The sequence below is a fragment of the Collinsella tanakaei genome (assembly GCF_021531055.1).
In the GTDB taxonomy this organism is placed as follows: Bacteria; Actinomycetota; Coriobacteriia; order Coriobacteriales; family Coriobacteriaceae; genus Collinsella; species Collinsella tanakaei_B.
Genome location: NZ_JADYTL010000001.1, coordinates 1 through 19,742 on the forward strand (window position 1 = coordinate 1; position 19,742 = coordinate 19,742).

Annotated in this window: 15 protein-coding genes; 6 read left to right on the forward strand and 9 right to left on the reverse strand. The window is 64.3% G+C overall.

All coding sequences use genetic code 11. The annotated features are described in order from the left end of the window. From I6E04_RS00005 to I6E04_RS09920, 4 genes are all read left to right on the forward strand, one after another. Positions 1-897, forward strand: an 897-nt coding sequence (locus I6E04_RS00005; RefSeq protein WP_235421005.1) for a hypothetical protein, incomplete at its 5' end; no start/stop codon positions are given. 39 nt (positions 898-936) lie between these two features. After that, positions 937-2,511, forward strand: coding sequence for a DUF262 domain-containing protein (locus tag I6E04_RS00010; protein ID WP_235421006.1), 1,575 nt, complete (start codon positions 937-939; stop codon positions 2,509-2,511). A gap of 179 nt (positions 2,512-2,690) precedes the next feature. Beyond that, positions 2,691-3,308, forward strand: a complete 618-nt coding sequence (locus tag I6E04_RS00015; RefSeq protein ID WP_235421007.1) for a hypothetical protein — start codon at positions 2,691-2,693, stop codon at positions 3,306-3,308. A gap of 196 nt (positions 3,309-3,504) precedes the next feature. After that, a complete protein-coding gene (locus I6E04_RS09920) occupies positions 3,505-3,864 on the forward strand; it encodes a DUF1016 N-terminal domain-containing protein (RefSeq protein ID WP_419179983.1) in 360 nt (119 codons plus the stop codon). On the opposite strand, the gene I6E04_RS00020 is transcribed toward I6E04_RS09920, so the two are convergent. From I6E04_RS00020 to I6E04_RS00030, 3 genes are all read right to left on the reverse strand, one after another. Beyond that, positions 3,797-4,957 (reverse strand): IS256 family transposase, encoded by a 1,161-nt coding sequence (locus I6E04_RS00020; protein ID WP_235421008.1) that lies wholly within the window; start codon positions 4,955-4,957, stop codon positions 3,797-3,799. The genes I6E04_RS09920 and I6E04_RS00020 overlap by 68 nt on opposite strands. A gap of 222 nt (positions 4,958-5,179) precedes the next feature. Further along, entirely contained in the window at positions 5,180-5,485 is a 306-nt protein-coding gene (locus I6E04_RS00025; protein ID WP_235421009.1) for a hypothetical protein, read from the reverse strand. A 102-nt stretch (positions 5,486-5,587) separates the two neighbouring features. Then, complete coding sequence (locus tag I6E04_RS00030; protein ID WP_235421010.1) at positions 5,588-6,832, reverse strand: IS3 family transposase; 1,245 nt, start codon at positions 6,830-6,832, stop codon at positions 5,588-5,590. Positions 6,833-7,301: 469 nt separating this feature from the next. Between I6E04_RS00030 and I6E04_RS00035 the strand changes: the two genes are divergently transcribed. Both I6E04_RS00035 and I6E04_RS00040 read left to right on the forward strand, forming a co-directional pair. Next, entirely contained in the window at positions 7,302-8,657 is a 1,356-nt protein-coding gene (locus I6E04_RS00035; RefSeq protein ID WP_235421011.1) for a lysylphosphatidylglycerol synthase transmembrane domain-containing protein, read from the forward strand. 51 nt (positions 8,658-8,708) lie between these two features. Then, on the forward strand, positions 8,709-9,719 hold the full coding sequence (locus I6E04_RS00040) for an alpha/beta hydrolase (RefSeq protein WP_235421497.1): 1,011 nt from the start codon (positions 8,709-8,711) through the stop codon (positions 9,717-9,719). Positions 9,720-9,859: 140 nt separating this feature from the next. Here I6E04_RS00040 and I6E04_RS00045 read toward each other — a convergent pair whose 3' ends face one another. The 6 genes from I6E04_RS00045 to sdaAA form a co-directional block, all read right to left on the reverse strand. Beyond that, the gene (locus I6E04_RS00045; RefSeq protein WP_235421012.1) at positions 9,860-12,742 is read right to left on the reverse strand and encodes an ABC transporter permease; all 2,883 of its coding nucleotides are present in this window, start codon (positions 12,740-12,742) and stop codon (positions 9,860-9,862) included. Position 12,743: 1 nt separating this feature from the next. After that, complete coding sequence (locus I6E04_RS00050) at positions 12,744-13,535, reverse strand: ABC transporter ATP-binding protein (protein WP_235421013.1); 792 nt, start codon at positions 13,533-13,535, stop codon at positions 12,744-12,746. A gap of 228 nt (positions 13,536-13,763) precedes the next feature. After that, entirely contained in the window at positions 13,764-14,792 is a 1,029-nt protein-coding gene (locus I6E04_RS00055; RefSeq protein WP_235421014.1) for a HAMP domain-containing sensor histidine kinase, read from the reverse strand. A gap of 38 nt (positions 14,793-14,830) precedes the next feature. After that, complete coding sequence (locus I6E04_RS00060) at positions 14,831-15,514, reverse strand: response regulator transcription factor (RefSeq protein WP_235421015.1); 684 nt, start codon at positions 15,512-15,514, stop codon at positions 14,831-14,833. Between the two features lie 181 nt (positions 15,515-15,695). Then, positions 15,696-17,564, reverse strand: a complete 1,869-nt coding sequence (locus I6E04_RS00065) for a L,D-transpeptidase (protein WP_235421016.1) — start codon at positions 17,562-17,564, stop codon at positions 15,696-15,698. 270 nt (positions 17,565-17,834) lie between these two features. Then, positions 17,835-19,442, reverse strand: a complete 1,608-nt coding sequence (sdaAA, locus tag I6E04_RS00070; protein WP_235421017.1) for an L-serine ammonia-lyase, iron-sulfur-dependent, subunit alpha — start codon at positions 19,440-19,442, stop codon at positions 17,835-17,837. Between the last annotated feature and the right edge of the window lie 300 nt (positions 19,443-19,742).

The following is a 19,742-nucleotide window of genomic DNA, read 5'->3' on the forward strand; positions in this document are numbered from 1 at the left end:
GCCGGCGCCGCAGCCCCCGCGGGCGGTATCGATGCGGAATATCGGCGGTATCGAGCGGGAATATCGGCGGGGGCGCCGGGCGGTATCGATTCGCGCTACACCAGGTACCGAGAAGGACGATTACTCAATAACCATGGCGACAAGACGCAGGAGGAGCCGCAAGCCCAGGAAGACCTCGGGCAGCAGCAGGCGGCGCAAGACCAGCCGCAGGTGAGCGGCACCGATTGGGAGAAGGCCGTCGCGGAGCGTGACGAGAAGATCGCGGCGCTTGAGACGCGGGTGGCCGAAGCCGCCAAGAACGCAGAGACGGCAGAACAGCTACGTGGCGAGATCGCGGAGCTCAAGGCCCAGGGCGAGTCCGACCGGATTGACTTCAAGCTGCAGCTGGCAGGCGTGCGAAACGTGAAGGCCGCGCGTGCTGTCCTGGGCGACCACGCCGGTGACGTCGACGCGCTCAAGGAGGCCGAGCCGTGGCTGTTCGCCGACACCCCCGCAAAGCAACAGGGTGGCAAGACCGGCCTTCCCAACGCGGGGGCCGCATCAGACGAGGGCAAGACGATGAAGCGGTGGCGCGAGATTGCGGGCATCGCGGACGAGGAGTGGCAGATGGCCAACAGCATCGCATCCACCAAGAACTACACGACCATCCTCGATGAGGTGTACCAGTGCACGGCGGTCTCCGCGTGCCTGAGCAGCCCGCGCCGCGTGGTGCGCGCTGGCCGCAACGCCAAGGAGATCATGGTTCCGAAGATTCAGGTTTCGAGCCTCGGAGACTATACGCGCAGCGTGGGTTACAAGACCGGTAGCATCACTTACGAGTTCGAGACGAAGACATTCAACTACGACCGCGGCATCAAGCTGCTCGGGGCTAAGCAATCGTTCTGTGTCATTGAGTAGAATGGGCACATCTTTCACCTTGTCCCTTGGAGCCCAACTATGAACGCCGGACCAAAGTCAATCGTCAGCCTGCTCACCTCCGCCAACCAGCGGATGGTCATCCCCGTTTACCAGCGTGCTTACTCGTGGGATGAGGAGCAATGCCGGCAGCTCTGGGATGACATTGTCGCCGTTGGGCGGCGAAGCTCTGGAACTCACTTCACGGGCTCCGTGGTCATGGTGCTGGGCGGGGAGTTCAGCGCCTCGGGTGTGAACAAGCTCCTCATCATCGATGGCCAGCAGCGCATCACCACGCTCAGCCTTCTTATCGCTGCGATGGCGGAGTATGCCCGGGAGCACCCTGAGAAGCTGACGCATGTCTCCTACGAGGAGATCATCGATAGCGGCTACCTTGCCCTCAAGTACAAGAAGGGGGAGGACCACTACCGTCTCACCCTTTCGCAAGGTGACGAGAAGACGCTCTGCTCCGTTGTCGACCATCTGGAGAACCCGGATGTCGAGGTTGTGAGTGAGTCCCACCGAATCGTCGACAACCTCGCTCTCTTCCGCACATGGCTGAGCAACATTGACGACCCCAATGTGGTTTGGGACGGCATTCAGCGCCTTGAGATCGTGGCCATCACGCTCTCGCAGGGCCAGGACAACCCGCAGCTTATCTTCGAGTCGATGAACTCTACGGGTAAGGACCTCTCCACGGCGGACCTCGTGCGTAACTTCGTGCTCATGGGGCTTCCCATGGACGAGCAGGAGGACATCTACGCCAACTACTGGCGCAAGATCGAGGAGACACTCGGTGCGGACAGCTACGATGAGGTCTTCGACGAGTTTCTGCGCAACTGGCTGACGGTCATCAACGCGCCGACCAGCATCGTCGCGCGTGACGTGTACCGACTGTTCAAGCGGCACGTCATGGACAATGGCTACGACAAGCCTGGGCAGATGGCGGACCTCCTCAAGGAGATTCGCCGCTATGGCGGGCACTACGCGTGCATCACGGCTGGTGCCTGTGAGGACAAGGTGCTCCGCGTTCTTCTCGCTCGCATCCACGCACTCGACGTCTCCGTTGTGAACCCGCTGCTCATGTCCTTCTTCGAGGACTATGTCGGCGATGCCCTCTCGCATGACGACTTCGCTTCCATGCTGAGGACCACGGAGAGCTACCTCTTCCGTCGCTCTGTGTGTGACGTTGCGACAAACAGCCTGAACAAGTTCTTCTTGTCCGTGATTGCGCGGCTAAACGCGGTGAGGGACGACGGCTGCAATATCCGCGAGGCCTATGAGGCGATTCTTCTGGGCGAGGAGGGGACGGCCCGACGCATGCCGAGCGACGCGGAGTTCGAGCGGGCGCTCAGGACGCGCGACTGCTACGCGTTCAAGCGCGGCTTCTACCTGCTTACTACGCTCGAGAACAGCTGGCACGCGAAGTCGCTGAATGCGCTTGCTAGTGCGGAGTGGCGCGAGATGCTTGGGGATGACTGCGAGCGCGTCTACGAAGAGCTCATCAACACGCTGGGCAACCTCACACTTACGGCTTATAACTCTGAGCTATCCGATGTGCCCTCGCGGGGAAGAAGGCGTACTTCAAGGGCAGCTTCGACAAGAGCTGCCTGGTAATCCCAAAAGAGCAGTGCGATTTGTATGTATGGGACTAGAGCGTCATCTGCGCTCACGCTTAACGGCATCCCGAGCGTGACTTCGAGGTCCTGTCACCCCCATAGTCGATTACCCTCTCAAGGCCCATAATTTTGATACTCTATTCAGAGACTGAAAATGTGACATGAATCGGGGTTTTCATGATTAATATGAAGAAGTCGAAGGTTGCTCTAAGCATTATTATTACTGCTCTATTTGTCGCCCTAGCGATTCTTCATGTAGTTTTCCCTAAGGCCAGCATTGACAGTACTTTCATCATCCTAATTATATTTGCTCTTATGCCGTGGTTAATTCCCTATATAAAGACTTTGGAGATTAGCGGTATCGGAAAAGTTGAGTTAATTGACAGGGAAACACAGGTAAAAATGCAGGAAAATATACAAAATCTAAATCTTGAGGCAGTCGAAGTTGATAATCTAACTGCGCAGAGGATTGATGGATCATTGGATGATATTGTCCAGGGCGATCCAAAGCTCGCCTTAGTTTCACTGCGCATAGAGCTTGAAAAAACGTTACGAGCAATTGCCGAAAAGAACAATGTTCAGTTTTACAGGTGTGGATTGGGCAAACTTGCTAGTATCCTGCTCAATGACAAACTGATTAATTCAGACGAATATGCGCTCCTTCGAGACTTGATACCACCACTTAACAGCGCTGCACATGGAGATATCGATAAATACACTTTTGACTCCATTATTTGGACGCTAGAGGTCGGCGTAGGACTGCTTAATTCCATGAAGACAAGGCACGAGGTGTAGTGCCGGCTTTTTGTCTGTCATATCAGATATTCAGAAACCAGCTTGCTGGATTAGACTATATCATGCGGCAGTATATGCTGGGGTATAGATGGCGTTTAGAAAACAACTGACGTGGTGTAGAACACGACGTTAATCAATCATCTTGAGCGTTGTCTTTGACTTAGCGGCTTTGCTAATGATGTAAATATGCAGTTAGATCAAGGCGGCAGATTCGGTAAACCGTGAGATTTTGCTGTTCTGCTGGCAGTTGGGAAAAGACATTGCCGAGTTGCATGCTGAGAGTTGGTGGGGCTCGGGGTTCTTCGAGACGCCGAGCAGGGACCTTAAAAAGGAGATTCTGAACGCCAAGAGCTTCTCGCCGCGCAACCTTCGGTACATGAAGCGCTTCTACGAGCTGTTTCCTGTGGGCCCGGCAATTCTGCCACAACTGGTACCGTCAAGATTCTTGCGCACTTTCCGACAGCCCCTAGGCCCGCCGTCCGGTGCGGCTACTCGTCCAGCAGCGTCACGTCCAGATAGCGCCTCGAGCCCCACTCGCTCTCGGCGACGTATTTGAGCCGGGCCGTCGCGAGCATGAGGGCCGACCTGCCGTCGGGGAAGGCGCCGACCACGCGGGTCCGCCTGCGGATCTCGCGGTTGAGCCGCTCGATGGCGTTGTTGCTGCGTATGCGCCGCCAGTGCTCGCGGGGGAACCTGGTGTACGTCAGGGTCTCGGTGAAGCCCTCCCGCACGACCCTCGCGGCCTCCCCGAGCCTCATGCGCTCGAGCTCCCCGGCGACCTCGATGGCCTTGGCCTCGGAGGCCTCGCGCGACTCCATGGCGTGTATGGCCTTGAGCATGGCGGCGACCGTGGGGCGCCTGGAATTGGGGACCCTGGCCAGCACGTTGCGGTAGAAGTGCACGGTGCAGCGCTGGTAGGCGGCCCCCGGGAAGACCTCGGCGATCGCGCCGACCATCCCGGCGGCCTTGTCTCCGGTGAACATGCGCACGCCGCGCAGCCCCCGCGACCTCAGCCAAGAGAGGAACTCGCGCCAGCACTCGGCCGACTCCGTGAACCCCTCCGCGGCGCCGATGACCTCACGGTAGCCGTCGTCGTTGACGCCTATGGCGACCATCACGGCGACGTTCTCGTAGCTGCCGCCCCAGCTGCGCTTCAGGTAGATGCCGTCGACGCAGGCGTAGGGGTAGGCGCGCTCGAGCGGCCTGTTGCGCCACTCCTCGACGGCCTCGAAGGCCCTCTCGCTCAGGTTCGAGACGGTGGCGGCCGAGACGCTGGAGCCCCAGAGCATCTCGCTCACGTCCTCGATGCGCCTCGTCGAGACGCCCGCGAGGCACATCTCGATCATCGCCTCCTCGACGCTGGTCTCCCGCCTGCGGTAGCGCTCGATGATCGCCGTGGTGAAGCGCATGCCCTTGAGCTTGGGCATCCTGATCGTCACCTCGCCGGACGTCGTCGCGAGCTTCCGCTCGTAGTGGCCGGCGCGGTAGGCTTCCCGGTCGGCGGTGCGCTCGTGGCGCTCGGCGCCGACGAGGTCTCCGGCCTCCTCCCCGAGGAGGCCGTTCAGCGTGTCCTCGACGGTCCTCCTGACGAGCTCGCCGAGATCGGCCCTCAGGGATTCCTCGTTCAAAGATACAATGGGATCGGGCATGGTCCACCTCCAGCATGTTTCTTGTCTAGGCAACTCGAATCATACCGGGGCGGGCCGTGCCCTCCTCTCTGTCTGGACGCTATTCCGCTGTCAAAGTGCGCAAGAAATTGTACGTTACCGTCCCCTCAACGGCCATTTCTTGGTCCATTTCTATATGGAAGCGCCCCCGTTGCCTCTATCGTGACTTCAGGGCGCTCGTGGTTCCTTGCTCGTATTCTGCCGCTAGATTGTCGGGAACTCCCGGTGCACCGGGCCATCCATGAGCATCCGATACCACCAGTCGCGGTCCGTGCAGCTACTGATTCCCAGCATGTCGAGCAGCTGGGTCTGCTCAACTTCCCCGAGCGTTGTGAAGTGCTCTCGCACGCTGTCTTCCAGGGCGACCTTGCTCCTGATCATGTCATCGAGGATTTCCCTCAGCTCCTCAAGCGTAAAACTTTGGGGCGAGATCTCGACAAGCTCCGCGCGAAAGTGAGAGTAGTCCTCGAGTGCGCACATAGCTTCGATGTCTGCTGCGCTATGGATCATGGTGTTCTCCTTCAATAGGGCTTTGTCTGTGGCCCGGCTGAGAGCGGGACACAATCGGGACACAACAACGACCGGGGGATGCGGACATTTTCTTGTACCGGCCTACGCGGCCAGCCCGAGCCGCCTCCTGCGGCCCCGGATCGTGTCGTACACCGTCCGCCCGCCCTCGCGGAACGCCTTGAGCCGCCCCTCGCGGTACCAGCGGATGTAGGCGGACAGCTCGGCGATGAACGCCTCGGCGGTCCAGCCGCGCCAGTCGCGGCCGAAGAAGAACTCGACCTTGAGCCTGCCGAAGAACCCCTCGCAGGCCGCGTTGTCCGGCGAGTGGCCCCTGCGCGACATCGACCTGGTCACGCCGGCCGCCGCGCAGCCGGCGACCCAGTCGGGCGTGCGGCAGTGCCAGCCGCGGTCCGAGTGAAGGGTGAAGCCGCCGCCGGTGGCGGCGACGGCGAGCATCTCCCCGACGAGCGCCTTCGAGGGGCTCGTGCCGCAGGAGAACGCCGCGACGTCGCCGTCGAAGAGGACTATGCAGGGGCTGAGGTAGACCTTCCGGCGGTCATCGGGCAGCCTGAACTCGGTGACGTCGGTGACGAGCACCTCGCCCGGCGCGGTCGCGGAGAAGTCGTGCAGGTCGCGGGAGGCGTCGGCGAGCAGCAGGTTCGGCGCGGGCGCGCGGCCCTCCTCGCCGGCGTAGGAGCCGTAGCGGCGGGCGCGGGGGCGCGCGGCCTCGAGCCCCTCCTCGCGCATCACGCGCCGCACGCGCTTCTCCGAGACGCGGACCCCGCGGGCCCGGAGCGCCGCGTGGACGCGGCGGTAGCCGTAGGCGCCGCCGGACGCCTCGAAGAGCTCGACGACCCGCCGCCTTATGGCGGCGTCGCGGTCGACGCCGAGCCTCGCCCGGTGGTACTCATAGGAGCTCCTCGATATCCTCAAGAAACCGGTGATCGAGCGGAGGGGCAGGCCTGTCTCCCGCCTCAATCTCTCGCCGAGCTCGCACTTGCTCCTGCTCGAGATCGAACCCGGGTCCCACCCTCCCGCTTTTAGGTCGGCCAACACCGCCCTGAGCAGCAGGTTCTCTATCTGGGCCGGCTCGAGCCCCGCGAGGGGGCCGGTTGCCGGCGGGTCGTACAGCCCCCTGGTGGACATGCGCGCCGCCTTCCGCTCGCCCGACGTCGCGCCCATCTTACCCGAGCCCGGGGGCCTCCCGGCGCAGCTTCTCGGCAGCCGCCCCCCGGCCCATCGGTAGACCGACCTCTCGCTGGCCCCGACGAGCTCCGCGGCCTCGGCGTGCGTCATGCCCTCCCCGAGCGCCGCCAGCGCCAGCTCCACCGTCTCCCTGTCGTGCATGCGGACCTCCCGTCCGGACGCCTGGGCGTCCAACTTTTCGTCCGCATCCCCCCGGGACTCTGTTTTCGTCAGGTTCTGTCAGTCGCTGTCCGTTGCTGCACAAGACCTGCTCAGACGCTCTTTTGTGTATGTCAGTTGTCCTCAGTCGCTGCTGTGGGATAACCCTCTCAAGGCGGAGATCACCAGTTCGAATCTGGTACGGGCTACCACGTACGCTCAGGGCTCCCACGGGAGCCCTTTTTCATGCGCGGGCCCCGTTGGGTGCGCCGGCCACGCGGGAGAAGCCCCGCTCCGTCCCCGTGGGAAAATAGTGCCTGTCCCCATTTTCCCGCGGCGTCGTGTCTGGAATTATTCCGTATGGCGATGCGCGCTTCGGCATATCGTCAATCGGCTTTACAATGGAATGGTTACGCGAATGGTGCGCTTTTCCGCTTCGGCGGTCGGCGTTTGCTATATCTGAGGTGGACCCATGTCGGATTCTTCTCACAACCTGTCACATGCGCCCAAGGTGGCTGCCGAGCCCTCCGGCGGCGACGATCACAAGGGGGCCCGGCGCGGCGCGATCTTCATCGGCATCGTGCTCGTCATCTACGTGGCGTATCTGGTCGTGACCGGTCAGGTCGCGCAGTTCTGGGAAGCCATGAGCACCGTGCAGGGTGGGTGGCTCGCCCTTGCCTGCCTGAGTATGTTGCTCTACCTGATCTTCGGCATCGCCGCCTACGCCATCGCCGTGTGGCTCGATCCCGCCTCGCCGGTGGGTATCCGCGACCTGATCTCGGTCGAGGCGAGCGGCATCTTCTTCGGCAACCTCACGCCCATGATGATGGGCTCCACGCCGGCGCAGATCTACCGCCTCACCAAGGCGGGCCAAAACGTCGGCGAGGCAGGCGCCATCCAGTTCACGCGTTTCATCGTCTACCAGTTCGGCCTCGTGGCATGGGGCGCCATCCTGTTGCTCGCGCGCATGCCGTTTTTCGCCGAGCAGTACGGCGACATCACGCTGCTGTGCGTGTTCAGCTTCGGTGGGCATGTGTGCATCCTGCTCGGCATCTTCGCCGTGGCGCTCATGCCGCGCATGGTCATGCACGTCGCGCATTGGATCATCCGCGTGATGGAGCGCGTGGGCGTCGCCCGCGAGAAGACCGCATCGTGGCATGCGTTCGTGGATAACGAGGTCATGGCCTTTTCCGACAAGTTCAAGCTGGCTGCCGGCCACCTGAGCTCCATGGCGCTCACGGTCGTGATCACCATGCTCCAGCTTGCCTTCTTCTACCTGGTGCCGTATTTCCTCATGCTGTCGTTCGGCCACCACGACGTCGACTTCTTCTCGGTCATGGCGGCGAGCGCCTTTGTACAGCTACTGTCGTCCGCCGTGCCGCTGCCCGGCGGCACGGGTGGCGCCGAAGGCGGCTTCGCCCTGTTCCTGGGCCACTTCTACGGCAGCGCCGCCACGGCGGGCTACCTGCTGTGGCGTCTGATCACCTTCATCGCGCCGACGATTCTCGCCGCGCCGCTGCTCGGGCTCAAAAGCTCGCACAATGCGAGCATCCACGACCGCTGGGATCGCGCGATCGCCAAGCTCGGTCGCGGTCGGAAGCGCGGCTCGACGGCGGTGAGCTCCGCCGCGGTCGCCTCGAGCATCGAGACCGCCCAGGTCGAGCGTATGGAAGCCGCTGCAGTTCCCGCAGCCGAAGGGGGGAAGCCCGCTGTCGCTAAGCCGGCGCCCCGTGCACCCCGTCATCGCGGCACGCAGGTGAGGCGCACCGAGGGTGGCATCACGGTCTCGCCGTCCGCCCTCGCCAAAAAGCGTCCCCGTACCAAATAACGAATCGCGAACGGCGCGTCCGCAGGCGGAGGCGCCGTTTTCTTGGAGCTGATGCATATGGTCCATGTTCTTGGGTCCATGGCCGCCGGAATCGCCATCGCCGGCGGCGCCGGGTTGGGGCTTGCCGGAAACGCCCTGTTCGATATGGCGCTCAATCCGCGCGCCAAGCATTCCATCATGGCACGAATCAACTCCGGCGAGGCGACCGGGACCGATATGAGTATCTTTGCGAGCGATCCGTCGCGCTCCGCCGCGCGTGCGTGGTTCGACGAGGCGAAGCGCGACATTTCGATCGCGGCGCGCGACGGGGGAGTTCTGCATGGTTGGCGTGTGTGGGGGCACGGTGTCGTTCCGGCGCCGGACGGCCGCCGTTCGCCCGAGAGCGCCGATGTCGACCATAGATATCTGATCTTGTGCCATGGGTACAGCGGGCGACCGAGCGATCTTGCTCGCGAGGCCCATGCGGCGCATCGCAGGGGCTTTTCCGTTCTGCTTCCCGCGGCGCGCGGTCACGAGCGCAACGCCGATCGCTACGTGGGCATGGGATGGCTCGATGCATATGACCTACTCGCATGGATCGACACGTTGGTCGATTTCGACCCGGATGCGCGTATCGCGCTGTACGGCGTCTCCATGGGTGGCGCCGAGGTGATGATGGCGTCGGGGCTGGATCTGCCGCCGCAGGTGCGCTGCATCATCGAGGACTGCGGCTTTACGAGTGTATGGGATGAGCTTGCCGTCCAGATGCGAGATCTGATGCACCTACCGGTGAGCCCGCTGCTCGACGCCGCCGAAGCGGTGTGCCGCGCGCGGGCGGGCTACGGGTTTCGCGAGGCGAGCGCGCAGGAACGGTTGCGCTCGGCACGCGTGCCGATGCTCTTCTTGCACGGCGCGGACGATTCGTTCGTGCCGCCCGCCATGCTCGATGCGGTGTACGAGGCCTGCGCGAGCCCTGTGAAGGAGCGCGTCCTGTTCGAGGGTGCGGGGCACGGGGCGAGCAGCTACGTTCATCCCGAGCGCTATGCCATGATCGTCGGGGACTTCCTTTCCCGCCATCTCTAACCGCCTCAGCACCTGTCAAAGCCATGTAGGGGTGCGTCAGACACCGCCCCACATCACAGCATACGGAGAGGGGCAGGTTCACCTGCGTGGATGAACCTGCCCCTCGACGCTGTGAAAGAGCGACAGACGCTGCTTCGCAATCAGATGGCGTCCTCGCGGAGCGCCTCGACGACATTGGCCGTGCGGCTCCGCATGAGCGCGTAGGCCACGCTTGCAAGTATCACCGCAAGGACGATCGCCACCGATGCGCCGATCTGCATCCACGGCAGCGCGGGCTCATAGGTCGAAAACGACAGGCGCATCGACTCGTGGAGTCCGAGCGTCGCGAGCGCGGCGAGCGCGAAGCCGATGACAAGCCCGCGCAGGGCGTAGCTCGCGCATTCGTAGGCGATCATGCGACGGAAGGCTCGGTTGCCCATGCCGATGGACTTGAGCATCGCGAACTCGCGGCGGCGCAGGATGAGGGCGTTTGCGAGTGTATTGAAGACGTTTGCTACCGCGATGAGCCCCGTGATGACGGCGAAGCAGTAGATGAAGGTGTTGACCGTGGTGGCCATGAGGCGCGCCTGCAGCTTGCCCTGAGCGACGTTCGTATAGGTGATGTCGAGCTCAGGGTAGTCGGCGGCGATTTTCTCGAGGGAATCCTGCAGCTCGGTGGCGCGCGCTGCGTCCCCGCCCGTGTCGAAGGACATACTCGCGCGCAGGTAACCGGAATTCTGTGCGAGATCGATGGCCGAGGCGGGCAGGATGAGCTGCAGCGTGCCAGAAGATGTTACGCAGGTCGGTCGGGTGTCCGCGAGCGCGCCCACCTCGATGCCCTGCTCGCTCGCGATGGCCTCGTCGTAGGGAAGATAGTGCGCCTCGCCCTCGTCGTCGTAGTAGAGCGCGCGCAGGCCGCCTGCCGGGTCGTCCTCGATGGTCGAGACGAAGCGCCCATCGAGATCTGCGAACTCAAGCGATTCGATGGTTCCCGTTCCGGTGAAGGGCTGGCAGTGGCCGTACGTCTCGCCGTTGTTGACGTCGTAGGAATTCACAGCGATGGCACGGGGATGTGCGGGGTCGCAGAACTCCTCGCGGGAAAGCCCTAGCTCATCCACGTACGCCTCCCAAGTCGCCTCGTCCAGGAAGTCGACGTAGGCGCTGCCGTACCAAGAGCCGTCGGAAAGTGGCGGCACGCCGGCGTTGAGGCTCGTGACGTCGTCGGAGAGCATGCCAGACGGAATGAGCGCGTCCGCGACGTAGCTCGTGGTGTAGCCGTTCGGCGTGGCGCCGTCGACGTCCTGCACGTCGGCATAGAAGCGCCCGAGCACCTGCTGCATGGCAGGACCATTCACCTTGCCGTCCGCGAGCGCGAGCGTCTGGTCCGCGCCGGCACCGGTCACATCGATATAGAGCAGCAGGTCTTGACCTTCCATGGTGTCGACCGCGGTATCGCTCGCATAGCTCATGACGTCGGCGATGGAGCCGGAGGTGATGAGCAGGGCGACCGAGACGGCGAGGGCGGCCACGGTCACGCGCCCCTTGGAACTTGCGCGCGTGAGGTTCTTGTGGGCGATGAAGCCGGGGATGCCGAAGATCCGCCCCGCGAGGCCGAGTGGGCGCGCGAGCGAACCGCGCTCACCACGGCGGGCAGCCCGACGCTGCGAGCGCCGCGCGCGGCGGGAGAGGTGCACATCCTGCACCTGGCGAATGGCATCGAGCGCCGAGACGTGGCTCGCGCGGACGGCAGGGATCCAAGCGCTCACGATGAGCGTGATGAGGCCGAGCAGTGCTGCGATGCCAAGCGCGATGGGGCTCACCACGACGCGAGCCTCCGCACCGCCAGCCATCATGGCGATGCCTTCACCTAAGATACCAAAGACCACGTAGCAGCCGATAAGACCGAGTGCAAGGCCTACGGGGATGCCGATGCCGCCGATGATGAGCGCCTCGGTGAACACCGTGCAGCGGAGCTGCCGGCGGCTGGCGCCTAGGCTCGAAAGAAGGCCGAACTGCCGCGTACGCTCGGCCACCGATATGGCGAAGCTGTTGTACACGAGCGACACGCCCGCGATGACCACAACGGCGGCGAGGATGGCGGCGATCTGGTAGAGGGTGTTCCAGATGGCCGTGTCGGGCGTAACTCCCATCCAGCGGATGAGGGAGGAATGGACCGTTGATGCGCCGTCGGTGGTCCGTTCGTGTACATTGACGATCTCGTCGGCGAGGGGCTCTGCGTCTGCGGGATTCGCGGTGCGGAAGATTGCTCCCGCCCAGGTGGCGGCGGAATCGTCGGTGATTGCGCGGTCTACGGCGTTTCCATCGTCGTAGACGTAGGCGATGTTTCCTTGGAGCGAATAGATGGTCGAGTAACCGTAGGCGCGGTAGAAGCCCACGACGGTTCCTTCGATGTGTCCGAGGTCCGCCTCGTATGTCTCGGTCTGGGTGGCCTCGTCGATGTAATCGCCGCGTATCGCGGTCGTCGTGACGCTCGCTCCGTCTTCCCGGTTGGTGACCGTGCGCGTGCCCAAATCGAGCGTGATTCGGCTGCCGACCTCAATCGGGCCGCCATCTGCTGTGGTCAGGCCGCACGGGGCGAGCTCGGCGTTCTGAAGCGAGTGGGGGAGCAGGATCTCGCCCGGGGCCTCGGGTGCGCGGCCGGCAACGATCTCTGGCGTTGAGATGAGGGGCTCGCTCGCATCTAGGTCATGCGGCCACGTCTTTGCGTACAGGTATTTTCCGAAGATGTCCGAGTTATCCTCGCCGAGCGATATGGTGCCCATGTCGGTAATAACGGTGAGGTCGGTGACTTCCTGATCGTTCTGCAAGCGCTCGAGGTCTTCCGCTGTGATACCGGCGGCTTCCGCGTACCACCAGCCCTCATCGGAGGCGGTGCGCTCGATGAGCATGTTCGTGAGCGACACGACGCTCGTGAGTACGGCGGTGATGAGTGCGACCGAAAGTGCGACACCGAAGATCGAGACAGCCGTCCGCGTGCGGTTCTGCTTGAGTGATTTCAGGGTAAAGCGCGTAAAGATGCCCATCCTAGCGCACCTCCCTGACATTGGGGACAGTCCCCAATGTCATGACGTTGGGGACAGGCGTGGCGGATGCCTGCGTGCTGCGCGCCGCGCCGCCCATGACGGCAGAGGGTGCGGGGCGGCGGCGTTCGTCGCGCACGAGGCGGCCGTCCTCGATAGCGATGACGCGGTCGGCCATGAGGGCGATGTCCTCGTCGTGCGTGATGACGATGAGCGTCTGCTTGAGCTGGCGGTTCGAGTTCCTCAAGAGCGCCATGATCTCGGCCGAGTTCTTCGAGTCGAGATTGCCGGTGGGCTCGTCGGCAAGCACGATCGCCGGCGCGTTCATGAGGGCGCGACCGATGGCGACGCGCTGCTGCTGGCCGCCGGAGAGCTGGTTTGGCAGGTTGTGCTCGCGTCCGGTGAGACCGAGCACCTTGAGGAGCATCGCGAGCCGCTGCTCGTTCACCTTGCGCCCGTCCATGAGCACGGGGAGCGTCATGTTCTCTACGACATCGAGCACGGGGATGAGGTTGTAGAACTGATAGACGAGGCCGACTTCGCGGCGGCGGAAGACGGCGAGCTGCTCGTCGGTGCGCTTGAAGATATCCTGCCCCTGCAGGCGAACGGTCCCCGAGGTGGGGCGGTCCACGCCGCCCATGAGGTGCAGCAACGTGGATTTGCCGGAGCCCGAGCTGCCGATGATGGCGACGAACTCACCGGCGTCGACCGTGAAGCTCACGTCGTCCAAGGCGCGCACGGCTGTGTCGCCCGTGCCGTAGACCTTGGTCAGATGTTCAACCGAAAGGATGTTCATGGGTGCTCCTTGCTGATGCGCGGATACGTCACCAACCATACTGCACGAGCGTCCTTTCGCCCAGATGACCGCCGCGTGACACATCCGTCACGGTAGCGGCTCCGGTGTAAGCTCGCTCCGGTTCGATGCCGCTCCGGTGTAATTTCACCCCAGGGATTTTTCTACATCTCCGGCGCATTTGCGCCGGAGATGTAGAAAAATCCCTGGGGTGAAATTACACCGGAGCGGCTAGACGATCGCGCGGAAGAAGGCGATGTCGAACTGCGCCCCGCATACATGGCCGGTATCGTCATGGGCGTTCTTCGCGGTCAGCGTGCCTCCCTGTGCGGTGATGAGGCTCTGTGCGAGGGAGAGGCCGATGCCGACGCCCGCCGGATTGACGGCGGATTCCGCCTCGCCGCCATGGGTGCCGCGGTAGAAGCGCTCGAAGACGTGCGGGAGGTCCTCCTCGGCGATGCCGGGTCCGGTGTCCGTCACGCGGATGCGGCAGGCGAGCGCGTCCTCCCAGGCGACGATGTGTACCGTGCCGCCTGACGGTGTGTGCTCCATGCAGTTCTTCACGATGTTCCCGATCGCCTCGGCGGTCCACGCGGGGTCTCCGGTGAAGCCGCAGCCGTCTGCGATGTCAACCTGAAGCGCGACGTCGGCGATATCGAGGGCGATGGCGAGCGGTTGGACTGCCGAGCGGACCACGTCGTCCACGAGGACCTGATCGCTGGCAAGACGGATCGCGCCCGCATCGAGCCGCGCGAGCTTGAGCAGAGATGCGACGAAATGCTCGACGCGGATCTCGAGCTGCTCGATACGGCGCATGCGCTCAAGATCCTCGGCGCATTCGGGCACCTCCGCAAGGTGTTTGCGCACAAGCTCGGTGGTGATGGAAAGCGAGGTGAGCGGCGTTTTGATCTGATGCGAGATGTCGGCGAGCGCGTCGGCGAGCGCCTGTTTCTCGCGTGCCAGCTCATCGACCGTGAGGTTCAGGCGCATGACCATCTTGTCGAGCTCGCTGCCAAGGATCGCGAGCTCGCCTTCGGACATGGAGGAAAAGTCGAGCGTGCGGTCGCCGTGCAGGACGTCGTCGATGCGTGCGGAGAGCTGGGCGAGCTTGCGGTAGCGACGACGCGTGAGTGCGAGGAAGGGGAGGCAGGCGAGTACGGAGGCGGCGAGTGCCGATACGGCACCGGGCCAATCCGCGAGGCGGTAACCGACCGCCGTGGTGACCACGGTGAGCGCCGACCATGCCCAAAGTGCACGCATGACCTCACGATTCCTCAGCATCGACATGCCGTTCGCCCCTATCCGTGCGCCTTGTAGCCCATTCCGCGCACCGTCTGGATAAGCATCGGTCGCACGGGGTCGTCCTCGATCTTGTCGCGAAGTCGCTTGATGTAGACCGACAGGGTGTTCTCCTCGATATACGTGCCCGCATCGTCCCACAGGGCACAGCGGATCTGCTCGCGCGTGACGAGCTTGCCTTGGTTCGTGGCGAACAGCAGGAGCAGGCGGTACTCGAGGGCGGATAAGACGAGCTCGGAGCCGCCGCGCTCCACGTATGCACGGTCCGTGTCGATGGAAAGTGGACCGAACGCGATGACGCGCTTTGCCGGATGGGCGCGGCGGATGGTCGCGGCGATGCGGGCGAGCAGCTCGCGGGGACGGAAGGGTTTGGCGATGTAGTCGTCGGCTCCCATAGTGAGGCCGGTGACGGTGTCGAACTCGTCGTCGGAGGCCGTGAGGAAGATAACGGGGAGCTCGGGCGCGAGCTGCTTGATGGCAGAGCAGGTGGCGAACCCGTTACCTTGGGCGAGGGTGACGTCGAGCAGCACGAGGGCGTATGCGCCGCCGTTGCGCTCCACGCGGGCGATCGCATCGTTTTGGCAGGCGACGTGGTCGACGGCGTAGCCTTCGCCGGCAAGCAGTTCGGTGAGGGACGTGACGATGAACGGATCGTCCTCCACGACGAGGATCTTCAAGCTCATGGACCGCCTTTCACGCGCAACGGGTAGCCGCCCCATCGTAGCATGACCGAGCGGGCGGGTCGGCGCATCCCGCATGACGGAATCGTCACATGTCGCATGCGAAACGGTGCCTGACGAAAAGAGTCGCCGTATCGTGCGCAACGAAAAACGGGGCCCATGGGCCCCGTTCGTGCGGATCGCATCAGTAGTGCGAGATCACGCAGGTGCCGACCTCGATCATCTCCGAAAGCTTCTTGGCTTTCGCCGGCGGCAAGTTCACGCAGCCGTGGCTGCCGGTCCACGTGTAGGCATCCGGATCGGAGAAGCTCGACTCGGCCTGCCAGTCGGCGTCGTGCAGGCCTACGGCACCGCCGACGAAGGGCATCCAATAGTTGACGGGCGTCTCGTAATCGGGCTCGCCGTCGCCGTCCTCGTCCTTGCCGACGAGCGTCGCGCCACCGTCGTTGCTGTTGAGCATGTAGACGCCGGTTGGCGTGTAGTTGTTGTCCTCCGGGCTACCCGAGATGCAGCCGGATTCCCACAGCAGCTCATCGTCGGCGCTGTAGTAGCGTACGTGCTGCTCGGTGAGGTCGATGTCGACGTAGGCGCCCCAATCGCGGCCGCCCGCGCCGTTGAAGACGTCCGCGGACTGCTTGGTGGGAATTTCGATCTCGCCGGTCTTCTTCTCGGCGACTGCCTCCTGGATGAGGTCGGCGAGTTTGGCCTCGTCGCTGATCCAACCATAGGTGCCGCCGGAGACCTCGATCTCCTTGCCGTCGGCGCGCGTGTAGCGGCGCTCGGTGCCGACGGTATCGAGCTGCGAGGTGGCGAGCTCGCGGATCCACCCGGTGAGCCCGTCGGACGCGAGGACGGGGTTGAGGTCGTCGTCGAAGGTGATCCACTGGGTCATGGTCTTGCCGTCGAGCGTGGCGACCGTCTTGCCGCCCATGGTGAGGTCGACGTCCACGCCGATGATCTCGTTGGCGGCATCGCAGGCCTTCTGGAGCTCCTCATCGGTGGCGCCGCCGGCGAACTCGACGTACATGGAGTCGTCGAGCTCCACGGAGGTCTCGGCGTGCGAGATTGCCTCCTGTGCGGCGGCGACGATGGCCTCCGCATCGAGCTTCTGGCTCGAGCGCGCCTTCTCGACGGTGAACTTACCGGCCTCCTCGTCGTAGGCGCCCGCCGCGTCGAAGGTGCCGGGGCGGTTCTCGTTGATCTTGTCGACCTCGGCGGTCAGGGCCTTGGCGAAGCCGTCCTCGTCGTAGGTGACGACGAGACCGGTTGCCGGCTCCTCCTCATCCTTATTGGAATCCATGAGGTTGGAGACGAGACGCACCGGCCATGCGAACGCCTCGTTGTCCATCAGGACCGCCTGGGCTTCGGCGCTGCCGTCGACGGCGAATGTCCCTTCCTCAGGGGTATAGGTCCAGTCCAGGCCGACGCCGGAGACATGCAGGGAGTACTCGCCGACCGAGGACTCGATGCGCTCCGCGGCGGTCGCGGCATCGGTGAGCGAGACGTCGATGCCGGCGATGGAGGTTCCGGGGTAGTACAGGTTGGAGAAGGCGACGACACCGGCGGCGTAGCCGGCGACGAGCAGGCCGCCAACCACGCCGAGCGCGATCTTGGCACCGCGACCGGATCCGGACGGCTTATCCTCCTTGGCGCGCGCGGGGCCGGCGCCGTGGATGTCGGGCAGGGGCGCGAAGTGCGGGTCGGTACCGCCGCGGTCGTCGGCGACGTTCAGCCGCGCGTCGATGATCGTCTGGTCCATATCGGGGGCGGTGGCGAGCGTGGCCTTCGCAGCGACGGCATCGGCTTCGTCCCGCTCGCGGGCCGTATCGGCGGCCTGGGCACGCTCGAGGCGTTCGCGCTCGAGCGCCTGACCGTAGCGGCGCGGAGTCGGAGCGGGTGCGGGCGTGCTTGCGGGTTGCCGGGTCGCATCGGACGTCACGGCCTTTTCCGTCGCCTGCGCGGACTTTGCGGGCGCGGCGTGGGCGCCGACGTGATTCGTGCGACGGGCGGGCATCTGTCCGGGCTTGACGGGCTCGAGGCTGTTGGGCCTCATGTGCAGGCCCCGGGCAGGGCGTTGGTTTAGAGGATCTGCGTGACCGTCACGTCGATCGTATGACATTGTTCCCTTTCGGTCTTCACGGTTATGGTCGAATGGCCCGCGGTCCGCTGGGCCACTTTTGTTCGCGAAGTTGAATTATATATGCCTACGTGGACATTCGCCCGATTCGATCGCCTGTTTCACAGGTATTTGAGGACATCTGCACGCGACGACCACGATAGGGGGTCGAAGCCCTGTCGTTCCGACGTTGCAGGACGGGTGTACCTAACCGCAGATGCCGCAGCGACGACATGCCTCGCGCGCGCTCGGGGCGACGGCGATGCCGCCCTTCGCGGTCTCGCGCAGGCTTGCCGGCAGGGCGTGGCCGACGGCGAGCATGACCTTTGCCATCTCGTCGAACGGCACGAAGCTCCGCACGCCGGCGAGCGCGAGCTGCGCCGCCGAGAACGCGGCGGCGACGCCGATCGCGTTGCGGTTCTGGCAGGGCACCTCCACAAGACCGCCGACCGGATCGCACACGAGGCCGAGCAGGTTGGACAGCGCGATGGAGGCCGCATCGAGCGAGCATGCGGGCGAGCCGCCGAGCATCTGCACGAGCGCCGCGGCCGCCATTGCCGCCGCGCTGCCGACCTCGGCCTGGCAGCCGCCTTCGGCGCCGGCGACGCAGGCGGAGGTGGAGAGGTTGAGTCCCACGGCGGCGGCGCAGAACAGGGCATCCATGATCTGGTGGTCGTCGAGTCCCAGGTGATCGGCGAGCGCGAGCACGCAGCCCGGGACGACGCCGGCCGAACCCGCGGTGGGGGCGGCGACGATCACGCCCATGCTCGCGCTGCGCTCGAGCACGGCCATGGCGCGGGCGACGGCGGCCGTCTGCACGGAGCCGAGCAGCGCGGCCGAGACGGGTCCATCCGCGGTCGCGTTCATGAGTTTCGCCTCGCCGCCGATAAAGCCGCCGAGCGAGCGCTGGGGGTCCGACAGGGGTGCGGTCGTCTCGTCGCGCATGACCTCGAGGACGCGCGCCATGGACGCCACGCAGCGCTCCTCGCCGATCAGGTTCGCCTCGCGCACCGCCATGACGGCGCCGATCGTGAGGCCGAGCGATTCGCAGGCGTCGAGCAGCTGCTCGCCGTCGTCGAACAGCTCCGGTGTGGAGACGCCGGGCGCCAGCGTCGAGGCGGAACCCGGCACCTCGATGAAGGTGGCGTAATCGACCGCGTCGAGCGCGCGCACGTGCGGCAGCACGTCGTCGCATGCCGCGCCGTCGGTCTCGAACACCGAGTAGGCCTGGCCGCCCGCCTCGGTGCGGTAGGTGCGGCAAAACGCGATGTTGACCTGCTCTGCTGCGAGCAGGCTCGTGAGGGCCGCCAGCGCGCCGGGGGCGTCGCGATGGGCGACGAACAGCGTGCTGTACATGCCGGAGATGTCCACGCCCACGCCGTTGATGCGGCTGATGCGGATGCGGCCGCCACCGAGGCTCTCGCCGCGCACGGCGGCGGTGGCGCCCGTGTCGTTGGTCATGTCGATGTCGACGGTGTTGGGATGCAGGGTCCCGTCGTCGCCCGCGACATCGAAGGTGAAGGTGAGCCCTCGTTCCTGTGCGATGGCGAACGAGTCGCGGATCCGCTCGTCGTCGGTGTCGAAACCCATGATGCCGGCGACGAGCGCGCGGTCGGTGCCGTGGCCGCGATAGGTGTGGGCGAAGCTGTTCCACAGCGTGAACCGGACCGATGCGATCGTTCCCTCGAGCAGCGAGGCGGCGACGGACGCGCAGCGCAGCGCGCCGGCGGTGTGGGACGAGGACGGTCCCACCATGATGGGGCCCAAGATCTCGAATGCCGAGGTGGTCGCCAGGGTTTGCGGTTTGCCTGCCATGGATGCTCCTGAATCGCGGTCGAGGTGTCCGGTCGCCTCCATTGTGGCACATCGCTTCTATCGCACAAGGCGCATTTCCCGGACCGTCGCCGCGCGTGGTCGTTTGACGTCGGAGGGCGGGGCATGATGCCTGCTCGCTTCGCACCATGTCTCTATTTCTCCCGGCCCTTTTTGGGACACAGGCCCTTTTTGTGACACGGCTCGCCGGTGGATGCGGCCGCTCCGCCATCCCGTGCGACCCTTGCCATCGGCGTTCTGGTAGGATGCCGTACTGCATAGGTGGCGTGCGGCGCAAGGTGA

What these genes read in the sequence shown, in the direction of transcription:
- I6E04_RS00010 (WP_235421006.1), top strand. Translation starts at nt 937, where the DNA reads ATGAACGCCGGACCAAAGTCAATCGTCAGCCTGCTCACCTCCGCCAAC.
- I6E04_RS00015 (WP_235421007.1), top strand. Translation starts at nt 2,691, where the DNA reads ATGATTAATATGAAGAAGTCGAAGGTTGCTCTAAGCATTATTATTACT.
- I6E04_RS00020 (WP_235421008.1), bottom strand. Translation starts at nt 4,957, where the DNA reads ATGCCCGATCCCATTGTATCTTTGAACGAGGAATCCCTGAGGGCCGAT.
- I6E04_RS00025 (WP_235421009.1), bottom strand. Translation starts at nt 5,485, where the DNA reads ATGATCCATAGCGCAGCAGACATCGAAGCTATGTGCGCACTCGAGGAC.
- I6E04_RS00030 (WP_235421010.1), bottom strand. Translation starts at nt 6,832, where the DNA reads ATGCACGACAGGGAGACGGTGGAGCTGGCGCTGGCGGCGCTCGGGGAG.
- I6E04_RS00035 (WP_235421011.1), top strand. Translation starts at nt 7,302, where the DNA reads ATGTCGGATTCTTCTCACAACCTGTCACATGCGCCCAAGGTGGCTGCC.
- I6E04_RS00040 (WP_235421497.1), top strand. Translation starts at nt 8,709, where the DNA reads ATGCATATGGTCCATGTTCTTGGGTCCATGGCCGCCGGAATCGCCATC.
- I6E04_RS00045 (WP_235421012.1), bottom strand. Translation starts at nt 12,742, where the DNA reads ATGGGCATCTTTACGCGCTTTACCCTGAAATCACTCAAGCAGAACCGC.
- I6E04_RS00050 (WP_235421013.1), bottom strand. Translation starts at nt 13,535, where the DNA reads ATGAACATCCTTTCGGTTGAACATCTGACCAAGGTCTACGGCACGGGC.
- I6E04_RS00055 (WP_235421014.1), bottom strand. Translation starts at nt 14,792, where the DNA reads ATGCGTGCACTTTGGGCATGGTCGGCGCTCACCGTGGTCACCACGGCG.
- I6E04_RS00060 (WP_235421015.1), bottom strand. Translation starts at nt 15,514, where the DNA reads ATGAGCTTGAAGATCCTCGTCGTGGAGGACGATCCGTTCATCGTCACG.
- I6E04_RS00065 (WP_235421016.1), bottom strand. Translation starts at nt 17,564, where the DNA reads ATGAGGCCCAACAGCCTCGAGCCCGTCAAGCCCGGACAGATGCCCGCC.
- sdaAA (WP_235421017.1), bottom strand. Translation starts at nt 19,442, where the DNA reads ATGGCAGGCAAACCGCAAACCCTGGCGACCACCTCGGCATTCGAGATC.